Here is a 12,275-nt window from a genome sequence, read left to right on the forward strand (position 1 = left end):
AAATTTTAATCAAATATATAATCATCATAATAAGTCAAAATGTAAAATTGGTTTGCAAAAAATGAAAAAAATAATAAAATAATAATCACTATATAAAAACTATTTTTGATGAGGTTCAATGAAAAATAAAATTCTATTTAATAAAAGATTTATATTGCTGATTATTTCTTTTTCTCTTATTATTGTTGTTATCGCTTCTATTCTAACCGCACAGGATATTTCATTAAAGAAAAAAATAACTTCAAAAAATATAATAAATTATGGTACTGCATTAGAATTATATAATAGAGAAAAATATTTAGAGGCATATAATCAATTTACAAATATAATAAACAGAGATGAAGATTCAATTATTAAAGATTATATTATATATTACGGAGCCAAAAGTGCTTTAAATACGAATATGTATGATGAGGCAATAGATTTATATTCATTGCTTATGAAAGAATATACAAATTCTCCATTATATCCTTATGCAGAGCAGTATAAGGCATTAGCAGAGTTTTACAGAGATGATTATCCTGTCAGCAACTTTTTTAATAGTAGGAAACAAAAATGGATTAAGGAATTTGTAGGTATTAGAGCTTTAAGAAATACTGATGATACTAATAAAGCTAAGATGATAGCTTATGAACTTATAACTAAATTAACAAACACTGAAGCTATTATTTATTATAACAATAATTACGAAGATGAAATATCATTATTTGATAATAATTTACAATATAAATCTGCTTCGGTGCTGTATGATGCTGGATTTAGAAAATCTGCATTAAAACTTTTCCAATATTTATATTCTAATAATTACAATAAGGGAAACTCAACTTATTATATGGCTAGAATAAATGAAGCAGAAGGAAATAGGGCAGAAGCAGCTAAATTGTATGATGAATATTTATCTAATGCCAATAATAAAACATATAGAAAAATGGGGCTTTATTATTCTGCAGGTAATTATTCTAAATTGACAAATAATAGCAAATCAATGGAATTGTATAACACTTTTTTGAAAGAATATCCTAAAGATGATTATGTTCCAAGAATATATAATAATTTTGTCAATACAAGTTTAAATAAAAATAATTTAGTTCAGGCAAAAGTTTATTTAACTAATGTTATGAACAAATTTCCAAATAGCTGGCAGACAGAATTAGCATTAAAATCATATTTAAGAAAAGCATTCAAATTGAAAAATAAAACCGAAACCTATTTTGCAGCTTCAGCATTAGAGAAAAGATATACAAAATTCAGACATGATTTTCCATTATCTTGGAATATGTGGACAGCTGAAGAATTTGGAGATACTGAAAAAAGAGATAAATATTTAATGGAAACTCTTCTTACAAGTAAAAATCATTATTTTATAAAAGGTGCTTTGAGTTTAGCCAATGATGAGATGATTAAAAATGTTGAAATTAGTAATGCTTATTATTTTGATGAAGCTAAAAAATATTATGCTGATTCAAATTATACTAAATCTATGGAAATGCTCGATAATATTCAGTTTTTAAATTATATTTCTACGGGAAAAGAAGATGATTTTATGAAATCAGCTAGAGATATGGCTAAAAATATTCTTATGCAAAATGAATTTGTAAAAGAACTATATTCTAATAAAAACGATTATGATTTATTTAATGAATTATCATTGCAAACTACTAATGAAGCTGACAGGTCTATATTATTATATTATTATGGTGATTATGATAATGCATATACAGAATATGATAAAGTATTTAAGAAAGCAGAAGAAGTAACTTATCCGTTATTTTATTTTGCTGAAAAAATTTTTAAAGATTCGGGCAATACCAAGAGGCTTATGCAGATATCGGTCAATATAGGAAAGTATTTTAATTATCCTTATTATGATAATACAGATTTGCTTCCAGATGAATTTAGAAAGATGGTTTATCCTAGATATTTTGATGAATATGTTTTACCAGAAGCAAAATATTATAAAATAGATCCGTTATTTGTATATTCTATAATGCGGGAGGAAAGCACATTTGATCCGAAGGCTAAGTCTTGGGTTGGAGCTACGGGTCTTATGCAGTTAATGCCGGCAACAGCTGAAGAGCAAAATAGAAATCCTAGATACAGATATGATCCTTTAGATTTAACTGATCCGAAGCAAAATATTAATATAGGTATTGGACATTTAAGCTGGCTATTTAAAAGTGAAAATGCAAGTAACTATATAATAGTGGCTGCAAGTTATAATGCAGGTTCAGGACGAGGAAGAAGATGGAAAGCAGAGTATGGTACTAATAATATGTATCGTACGGGAAGATTTATTGATATTGAAGAAACTGAATATTATGTAGAGAAAGTTATAAATAGTTATGAACATTATAGTAAATATTATAATGATTAAAGTATAAATATATTAAAAATGTAATGAAAATGTAAAATTTATTTGCAAAAAATCAAAAAAATAATACAATAACAATTACTATATAAAAACTATTTTAGGCTTATATTAAATGAAAAAAAACATTTTCAGAATCTTTAATAAAAGAATTTTAATATTTACATTTTGTTTTGAAATTATCGTTATTGTTATGACATCTATATTAGGTGCTCAGGATATATCATTAGAAAAGAATATTATATCAAAAAGTAAAATCAATTACGGCACTGCATTGGAGCTTCATAATAGAGAAAAATATTTAGAAGCATATAATCAATTTACAAATATAATGAATACAGAAGATGATATGATTATAAGGGACTATGTTATATATTACGGAGCTAAAAGTGCCTTTCTTACTAATATGTATAATGAGGCAATAGATTTATATTCACTATTAATGAAAGAGTATCCCCGTTCATCATTATACCCTTATGCTGAGCAGTATAAAGCACTCGCTGAGTTTTACAGGGATGATTATCCTGTGAGCAATTTTTTTAATGGAAAGGCTCAAAAATGGATTAAGGAATTTATAGGAATAAGAGCTTTAAGAAGTACAGATGATACTAATAAAGCTAGAATGATAGCTTATGAACTTTTAAGCAGATTCGGATTAAGCGAAGCAGCTATATATTATAATAATAATTTCTCGGATGATATTTCTTCTTTTTCTAATGCTTTAAAATTTAAAACAGCAGCCATACTTTATGAAGCAGGATATAGAAAAGCATCTCTAAATTATTTTAAGGATTTGTATGATAATAATTCTCATAAAGCAAGTTCCACATACTATATGGCTAGAATTAAGCAGTTATCTGGAAATAGAAGAGATGCTGCTGCTTTATTTGACGAATATTTATCAAACGCTAATAATAAAACACATAGAAGATTAGGGCTATATTATTCTGCAGATAATTATAATAAATTGAAAGATTATGATAAATCATTGGAGCTTTATAATACTTTTTTGAAAGAGTATCCTAGAGATGATTATGTTCCTAGAATATATAATAATTTTGTAAATTCTAGTTTGAATAGAAATAATCTTGTTCAGGCAAAAACTTATCTTACAAATGTAATGAAAAGATTTCCTAAAAGCTGGCAGACAGAATTAGCTTTAAAATCATATTTGAGAAAGGCGTTTAAATTAAAAAATAAGACAGAAACATATTTTGCTACTAAGGCTTTGGAGGCAAGGTATCCTAATTTCAGACATGATTTTGCTTTGTCTTGGAATATGTGGGCTGCTGAAGAATTTGGAGATAATGATATAAGAGATAAATATTTGATGCAGAGCCTTTTAACTAGTAAAAGTCATTATTTTGTTAAAGGAGCTTTGAGTCTTGCTGATAGCGAGATGGTAGCTAATGTTGAACTTAGTAATACTTATTATTTCAATGAAGCTAAAAAATATTATTCAGATTCTAATTTTACTAAATCTATGCAGATGCTTGATAAGATACAATTTTTAAATTATATTTCTACAGGCAAAGAAGATGAACTTACTAAAGAGGCTAGGGCAATGGCTAAAAATATTCTTATGCGAAATAGATTTGTAAGGGATTTATACGCCAATAGAAGCGAGAAAGATTTATTTAATGAATTATCACTTCAGACTAGAAGAGAAGTTAACAAATCAATAATATTGTATTATTATGGGGATTATGACAATGCATATACTGAGTTCGATAAGATATTCAAAAAGACGCAGGTAACATATCCTTTATATTATTTTGCTGAGAAAATATTTATAAGTTCTGAAAATACAAAAAGGCTTATGCAGATATCAGCAAATATAGGCAAATATTTTGGATATCCATATTCAGATAATACAGACTTGCTTCCGGATGAGCTTAGAAGAAAAGTTTATCCTAGGTATTTTGATGAGTATGTAGTGCCGGAGGCTAAATATTATAAGATAGAGCCTGCATTTGTATACGGCATAATGAGAGAGGAGAGCTTATTTGATCCTAAGGCTAGATCTTGGGTTGGGGCTATGGGACTTATGCAGCTTATGCCTTCAACTGCTGCAGCTGAAAATAAAAAGGCTAGGTATAGATATAATCCTTTAGATTTAACAGATCCTAAACAAAATATTAATTTGGGAATCTCTCATTTGGGTTGGTTATTTAGCAGTCAAAAGGCAAGCAATTATATATTAGTAGCGGCAAGCTATAATGCAGGTTCAGGACGAGGAAGAAGGTGGAAAGCAGAGTATGGTACTAATAATATGTATCGTACAGGAAGATTTATTGATATTGAAGAGACCGAATATTATGTAGAGAGAGTTATTAAAAGCTATGAATATTATAGTAAGTATTATAATGATTGATATTAATATATTAGAATTATTTTAAAATGATTTTAGAAAATTATAAAAATAATTCAATTTTTAAAATTAATATATAATATTTTATATATTGTTTATTTATTATTTTTATATAAATATGCTGACAGCACCTGCCTTAGGACGCTTTCGTATATACTAATAAATATCTTGGTGAGTAAAAAGCCGCATAATAAATTTAGAACACTATAGATAATCATTAAAATAGTTTTTAAACAAGTTTAATAAAATGAAGTACCGCTAAAAAATTACAGGGCATAGATAAAAATCTAATACCCTGCATTGTATATGGGATGGAAAGTAAATCAATCGTCGAATTTTTGTCCTATCAGCTGACCGTCAGAAGATATATAAAGCTCCATCATATTATTAAGCTTTATCTCATAAGTACCCCATTTCTTTTCGGCACTTATTATAACGGTTTGCGGATATGTATTTCTTATTGTGTTTGCAACATTGGCAGGAAATACATTATATGGTATTCCTATATATTCTGCATCTATTTCCTTCCAATCTCCATTGCCTAAGAAATCTATTTTTATACCATTTGAAAGCTCAACTTCATATTTGCCGTCATCCATTTCGACATACCATATCTGTGCATCAGGAAATATTTGTGCTACAAATTGCTTGGCTCTTTCAGGTAAATAATCAGGAGAAATTATCCAATCATCAGCAAATAAAGTGCTGGAAGAGATTATAATAATAGTTAATATTACTTTCAATATTTTCATAAATAACCTCCTCCTTTTATATTTCTATTATATCATGTTTATTATTATATGTCAATATTTTTTACAAATATTTTACTTCTCATTTACAAGTTTATAATTTTTATAATTATTACTTACATATTATCGTACATATTATCTATAAATTTAAAAAACAGTTCTAATGTAAAATTATTAAAACTGTTTTTTAAATAATATAAATATTTAGTATTAATTATCCTGTTTTTTGAAATATAGAATTATATTAAAAATAGATAAAGCTATAAATATTATCCAGCAAATTATTGTACTGTATAAATATTTCATTGCCGGTGTGAACTCAAAAACTATATTATTGTCTCCTGCATCTACATAAACACCCCTAAATAGCAGATTGGCATTTAATAATTCTTTCTTTTCTCCATTTACAGTAACCGACCAGTCAGTATTATAACGTTCTTTAGATACTAGAATTCCCGGTTCCGGAGTTTTTACATTCAAAATTATTTTATTATCTGTTTCTTCAAGTAATTCAGCTGTATATATTGCATTTCCATTATTTAATGTAATATTATTATTTGAGTTATTTAATAGAACAACCTCATTAGCCAAATTAAAATTAGGCATTGTAATTCTTCCAAGACCATCATTGAAATCTACGGCATTATAGGCATTGTTAACGAATTCATATTTATTTCTATATCCTTTAAGTTCGTATAAAACAGCAGCAGAGAACTGATCCTGATATTCAGTTATTTTTGTTAAATCATTTGAAAGCACAGACTGATCCAAATATGTAGGACTTAAAATGTATCTTACTCCAAGTAAATCCATAAGTCTAGGCTGATAACCTACATAATCATTTATTCTAAATGCTGAAAATACATCTGTAATATCTTTTGATAATCGGCTTGCTGCAGGAGGTTCTGTTAAAGGTATTTTATAGTAAGGCATTGTATGAGTAGTGTATCTGTATAAATAAGGAATCAATATAGGCATTGTTGTTTCATTTCCTTTTTCATTTAGTATATGATCTACTATAGGAGTGGAGTTGTACATTTGATCATAATTGGATTTTACTATAAACATGTTTCCGCTTTGGGCTAAATCCAAAAATAAAACAGCAATAAACATATAAGGCAAATATTTATAAAATAGATTTTCTTTATTAGCAATAATAACATATAAAAATACTATAATACTTCCTATTATAAGAAAACCTATATGTCCTAAATCATATACAGAAAATAATATAAATCCTATTAACGGTACTATAACAAGAAATTTATCTTTTATAGTTAATTCTTTTAATGAAATTGTATTATTAATTAAAAGAAGTACGGAAGAAGATATTAAGGCTAATCTTATAAATGACATAAATATATTTTTTGATATTAAAGCCGCATTGGCTTCTTTCCAATTTGCAACAAAATTGTTATATATCATTCCATTTGTTAGTATTGTTATTAATGCTAATACAACAGAGGCTATCGTTATTATATACATAATCTTTTGGGCTATATTTATATATTTATAATCATCTTCTAAATATTTTAATAGCTTATCTTCTTTTTTAGCCTCAAATGCTTTAAATATATAATCGCATGCAAATGATGAGAGTATTGCAAACGGAATAGGTATAATTTCTATAAATTTATTAGGATTTCTTGCATCTTGAAATATTGGTATTTGAAATAAAGCTCCGTATATAACAGGAAAATACCTTCCGAAACTTGCTATTAAGAAGAATAAAGCAGTACCAATCCAAAAATGTTTTTCACTGTATTTTTTTCTGCTTATAAATATTGCAAATATTATAAATATGAAAGTTATATACCCAATATTTGCAGAAGTTAAAGAGAAGTTTGAAGTTTTAGGCTCTCCCGGCATATTGGCTATTCTTCCCCAATAAGGGTGAGTTTCGCTTCCAGAATAGTATCCAAAAAAACCCGGCATAAAGAAACCTAATACTTCTTCAGGAGGATAAGACCATCTTGTAGCCCACTGCCATAACTGATTTTTATCTGTAACTCCGGCTGCCCCCATATCTTGAGTATTTCTTGTAATCATTATTATTTGTATAGACATTAAAAAAGAAAATACTGCCACTAATGCAAACTTTACACATAAAAGAATTATTTTTTTAATATCTGTTTTTATAAAGTCCATTATTTTTTTATCATTTTTCTTGCTGTAAAGTAAATATAAAAAATAACATGATAAAAATAAAGCGAAGTACATAGCTACATCTAAAGCTCCGCCTAAAAATGCTATGCCTAAAAATGCCCCTGTAAAAAAGAAATGAATCCATTTTTCAGTATTCATGGCCTTTGAAAGAAAATATAATACGAATGGAAAATAACAATAAGTTTCAAATTTACCCAAATGTCCCGGAAGTATTAATGTTATTATGGCATTTGAAAACATCAAAGCAACAGCACCAAATATAGAAGCATTTATTGATAATTTCTTTTCTCTCAAGAATAAAAATAAACCATATCCCATAATAGTTATATGAAACATTATGCTTACTTGAGGATATATATTATTAGGCAATAATGCTATTAGTAAAGATTTTGGGTGAATAGGTACTGTTGAAGAAGAAGCTATTGTGAAATAGGCATTATTCCAAAAATATAAATTTCCGTTTAATATTGCATCTTTAATATTTTTAATATCCCAAAGAATAACATCGCCCATTTGAAGATAAGAAAATGTTAAATTGCTGTAGAAAAATAATATAGAAAGCAATGCAAATACAATAGGATATATAATTTCTTTTTTTAGTGATTTCATTATTTGTTTTCCTTAAATTAAACTAACTTATATAATTGTAATTATGAGATATTAAATAATATATAAAAGATAATGTATTGTCAAGAAGTTTTGTATTAAAATATTTGATGTATACTTTGTACTAAATAAAAAAGGTATTAACTTCAAAATAAGCTAATACCTTTTGAGTTTTATATTAAATAAATTATCCTACTATATTTGAGCCAAAATATCCCCAATCTGACCATCTTTTATCTTTAATATCTATAGTAGTATTTATATCATTTTCTGTCATATAAGGGAAACTACTCCAATTGGGATTTTCATTATTTTCAGCAACAAAATAAGTTATTTTTTTTGAATATTTTTCTGTGCAATTTTGAGGCTGTTTACCATCTAAAAAATACATTTTATTATGTTCTTCATCTATCTTTACAAGACAATACACTTTTGCATTAATACCTGATATAGAATCTCCTATATCATATAACTCTGCCGGATCACCTTCATAATAGTATATCGCAGTATAAGCATCTAAATATTTGTAGAATGTATACATTTTTGTGCTGTCATTATTATTAATTATATTTCCTTCATTATCAAAATAATAATTCATCGCCTTAATTTTCTGAGTTTTTACTTTATTTATCCATTCTTTATTTTTTTTCTCTTGTTCTAAAGATAAAGTTTCTCCTGTATTATTTGCACTTCCTGAATTATCATTATTGTAGCTTGTTCCTGTTTTTCCAGCATTAGAGCATGATGCACTTAGTATTAATATACTAATGAAAATAATTATTTTTTTCATTGTTTTTATCTTATCATATATGATGTATTATAAATTTAGTAAATAAATTATAAAAGACAATAATTTTTGTATATAAAATAAATATTTTTATATAAATATTACTAGATACAGTATTGTAAAAAATAATATATGTACTATAATATACGAAATATTTTTTATTTTGTATTGTTATTTTTAAGGAGACTTCTATTATGAAAGATAAAACTTTTTTGATGATACCAGGCCCAACACCCGTACCAGAGTCAGCCTTGGTAGAAATGGCAAAGCATCCTATGGCACATAGAAGTAAGGAATTTTCAAACATATTAAAAGAAGTGTATAAAAATTTAAAATATGTGTTTAGAACTAAGAATGATGTATTTTTATTTACAGCAAGCGGAACAGGTGCAATGTGTGCTGCTTTGGAAAATCTTATTAATGAAGGCGATAAAGTATTATGTTTGTCTATTGGTAATTTTGGTTCAAGATGGGCAAAAATTGCTGCAAGCAGAGGAGCTGTTGTAACAAAAATAGAGGTTGAAGCAGGTAAAGTAATAACAGCTGAAATGCTTGAAGAGGCATTAAATAAGGATAAAGATATAAAAATTGTAACACTTACTCATAGTGAAACTTCTACAGGTGCTGCTAATGATGTTAAAACATTATGTTCTATTATAAAAAAACATGGTGCTGTATCTGTAGTAGACGGAATAACAAGTTTATGTGCTATGGAGTTTAAAACAGATGAATGGAATATTGATGTAGCTATATCAGGTTCTCAAAAAGGATTTATGATTGCTCCGGGACTTTCATTTTTAACTGCTAGCGAAGATGCTTTTAAAATGCATGAAAAATGTAAATATCCTAGCTTTTATTTTAATTGGACAGAACATAAAAAATCTCTAGCCAAAGACACAACTCCTTTTACTCCTGCTGTTAATCTTATAACTTCTCTTCATACTGCTTTGAAAATGATAAAAGAAGAAGGTATTGAAAATATTAATAAAAGACATAAAAAACTTTCTTTAGCATTGAGAAGTGCCGTAAAAACTATAGGATTAAAATTGTTTGTAGAAGATGACAGTAATGCAAGCTATGCCATAACTTCAATACTTCCGCCTGATGGCATAAGTGTTCCTGATATAAGAAAAACTCTCAAAGAAGATTATGATATTATTGTTGCAAATGGTCAGGGTGCTTTGGAAAATAAAATATTTAGAATAGGTACTCTTGGATTTGTATGTGAGAGAGATTTAATAATGGCTATGGGTTCATTGGAAGCTAGCCTTTTAAAATTGGGATATAAATTTGAAATTGGAAGCGGAGTTAAAAAATTAATAGAAGAATTAAATAAATAGTAAATAGTTTTGATTTTAATATTCTAATATAGTTAGTAATAATTATATTAGAATATTTTATTTTTTAGTAATAATAATAAGCTATAAAGACTGTATTGATAATTCGCCTAAGGCGTACAAAGTCATTATCGAGGAGCTTATAGGCTTTTTCGAGCATAACAATAACAAAGTGAGCCGACCAAGTAGGTACCTTTGGGTAAGCCATCTGACAAACTTGTTTGGCAGATGATTATAGGCGTAGGCGAGCATAACAACAATAGGAGACAATATATGAAGGTTTTAATAACTGATAAGGTAAATGAATGCGTAAAGGATATAATAGCTGATGTTTCTGAGGCTGTTTTTCTTCCTACAATGAGCGAAGATGAACTAGTTAAAGTTATTGGTGAATATGATGCTTTAATGGTAAGAAGTCAGACTAAAGTAACAAAAAAAATCATAGAAGCTGGAAAAAATTTAAAGATTATAGGACGTGCTGGGGTAGGAGTAGATAATATAGATGTAGAAGCTGCTACAGAAAAAGGTGTAATAGTAGTAAACTCTCCAGACGGAAATACTATTGCAGCATCAGAGCATACTATAGCATTAATGCTTGCAATATCAAGAAATATAGTTCCAGCTGCTGTATCAACTAAAGAAGCTAAATGGGAAAGAGATAAGTTTACAGGTAATGAGCTTTTTGGAAAAACATTAGGTGTTATGGGATTTGGAAGAATAGGAAGAAAGGTTGTTCATATTGCTTTGGCTATTGGAATGAAAGTATTAGTTTATGACCCTTTTTCTACAGAAGAGATTGTACAAAAGTCTGGAGCTATTTATGAAACTTCTTTAGATGATTTTTTACCAAAACTTGATTATTTATCACTTCATATACCAAAAACTCCAGAAACTAATAATATCATAAACAAAGATAATATGAGTAAAATGAAAAATACTGCTATAATTATTAATTGTTCCAGAGGCGGACTTGTTAATGAAGAAGATTTAAAAGAGGCACTAGAAAAAGGAACTATAGCAGCAGCTGCAGTAGATGTCTTTGTAAATGAACCTAAAATAGAAACTTGTCCTTTAACACAGTATAAAAATAATAATTTAATACTTACTCCGCATCTTGGTGCAAGTACAAAAGAGGCTCAGATAAATGTAGCTTTGGATGTAGCAAAACAGATAAAACAGGTACTTTCCGGAGGATATACTGAATCAGCAGTTAATATACCTTCTCTTAATCCTGAAAAATTAGAGCCTGTTAAAGATTACATGAAAATAGCTGAAAATGCTGGTGAGATGATAATGCAGCTTGCTAATGGTAAAATAAAATCATTAGAGATAACTGCTCAGGGAGATTTAATTAATTTAGATATTCAGCCTCTTGAAGTAGCTATACTAAAAGGTGCATTATCTTATATGTTCCAAGATGTTAACTATGTTAATGCCCCTTACCTTGCTAAGCAAAGAGGAATAGAAGTAAAAACTATTAAATCAGAATCTCCTTCTACATTTACAGGTATATTAAAAGTAAAATTAACTACTGATAAAGATGTAACAAGTGTGTCTGTATCATTAATAGCTAAAAATATTGCTAGAATAGTTAAACTAAATGATTATGATGTTATAATTAAACCTCAGCCTCATATATTGGTTGTTCCTCATATAAACCAGCCTGCTATGATAGCTAAAGTTGCAACTGTACTTTCAGGAGACGGTATAAATATTGGTTCAATGAGTGTATCAGAAAATATTAAGGGAAGCAATATGTCTATAATGGCTATAAATGTTGATAGAAGTATAGGAAATGATGTCATAACAAAAATTTCTAATATAGAAGGTGTTCATGAACCTAAATATGTAAGGCTTACAGCAGAGTATACTTTATAAAAATATAGGGATA

The 12,275-nt window shown here is 27.7% G+C and carries 7 protein-coding genes; 4 read left to right on the forward strand and 3 right to left on the reverse strand.

The window, feature by feature from the left end; genetic code table 11:
- Window positions 1-118: 118 nt before the first annotated feature.
- Window positions 119-2,374, forward strand: coding sequence for a lytic transglycosylase domain-containing protein (locus BHAMNSH16_RS00485; protein WP_069731994.1), 2,256 nt, complete (start codon window positions 119-121; stop codon window positions 2,372-2,374).
- Window positions 2,375-2,483: 109 nt separating this feature from the next.
- Window positions 2,484-4,742: a lytic transglycosylase domain-containing protein gene (locus tag BHAMNSH16_RS00490; protein WP_069731995.1), complete on the forward strand. Its 2,259-nt coding sequence runs from the start codon at window positions 2,484-2,486 to the stop codon at window positions 4,740-4,742.
- Between the two features lie 320 nt (window positions 4,743-5,062).
- On the opposite strand, the gene BHAMNSH16_RS00495 is transcribed toward BHAMNSH16_RS00490, so the two are convergent.
- From BHAMNSH16_RS00495 to BHAMNSH16_RS00505, 3 genes are all read right to left on the reverse strand, one after another.
- Complete coding sequence (locus tag BHAMNSH16_RS00495; RefSeq protein WP_008726965.1) at window positions 5,063-5,491, reverse strand: PepSY-like domain-containing protein; 429 nt, start codon at window positions 5,489-5,491, stop codon at window positions 5,063-5,065.
- A gap of 207 nt (window positions 5,492-5,698) precedes the next feature.
- The gene (locus BHAMNSH16_RS00500) at window positions 5,699-8,263 is read right to left on the reverse strand and encodes a hypothetical protein (protein ID WP_069731996.1); all 2,565 of its coding nucleotides are present in this window, start codon (window positions 8,261-8,263) and stop codon (window positions 5,699-5,701) included.
- A 184-nt stretch (window positions 8,264-8,447) separates the two neighbouring features.
- Window positions 8,448-9,050: a hypothetical protein gene (locus BHAMNSH16_RS00505; protein ID WP_069731997.1), complete on the reverse strand. Its 603-nt coding sequence runs from the start codon at window positions 9,048-9,050 to the stop codon at window positions 8,448-8,450.
- Window positions 9,051-9,241: 191 nt separating this feature from the next.
- On the opposite strand from BHAMNSH16_RS00505, the gene BHAMNSH16_RS00510 reads away from it, so the two are divergent.
- Window positions 9,242-10,387, forward strand: coding sequence for a pyridoxal-phosphate-dependent aminotransferase family protein (locus BHAMNSH16_RS00510; RefSeq protein ID WP_008726951.1), 1,146 nt, complete (start codon window positions 9,242-9,244; stop codon window positions 10,385-10,387).
- Between the two features lie 270 nt (window positions 10,388-10,657).
- Window positions 10,658-12,262, forward strand: coding sequence for a phosphoglycerate dehydrogenase (gene serA / locus BHAMNSH16_RS00515; RefSeq protein WP_008726950.1), 1,605 nt, complete (start codon window positions 10,658-10,660; stop codon window positions 12,260-12,262).
- Window positions 12,263-12,275: the final 13 nt, after the last annotated feature.

It is taken from the genome of Brachyspira hampsonii, from assembly GCF_002214805.1.
Taxonomy (GTDB): domain Bacteria; phylum Spirochaetota; class Brachyspiria; order Brachyspirales; family Brachyspiraceae; genus Brachyspira; species Brachyspira hampsonii.

Excerpts from the sequence above, each read along its gene's own strand:
- BHAMNSH16_RS00495 (WP_008726965.1), bottom strand. The coding sequence starts at position 5,491 with ATGAAAATATTGAAAGTAATATTAACTATTATTATAATCTCTTCCAGC.
- serA (WP_008726950.1), top strand. The coding sequence starts at position 10,658 with ATGAAGGTTTTAATAACTGATAAGGTAAATGAATGCGTAAAGGATATA.
- BHAMNSH16_RS00510 (WP_008726951.1), top strand. The coding sequence starts at position 9,242 with ATGAAAGATAAAACTTTTTTGATGATACCAGGCCCAACACCCGTACCA.
- BHAMNSH16_RS00490 (WP_069731995.1), top strand. The coding sequence starts at position 2,484 with ATGAAAAAAAACATTTTCAGAATCTTTAATAAAAGAATTTTAATATTT.
- BHAMNSH16_RS00500 (WP_069731996.1), bottom strand. The coding sequence starts at position 8,263 with ATGAAATCACTAAAAAAAGAAATTATATATCCTATTGTATTTGCATTG.
- BHAMNSH16_RS00485 (WP_069731994.1), top strand. The coding sequence starts at position 119 with ATGAAAAATAAAATTCTATTTAATAAAAGATTTATATTGCTGATTATT.
- BHAMNSH16_RS00505 (WP_069731997.1), bottom strand. The coding sequence starts at position 9,050 with ATGAAAAAAATAATTATTTTCATTAGTATATTAATACTAAGTGCATCA.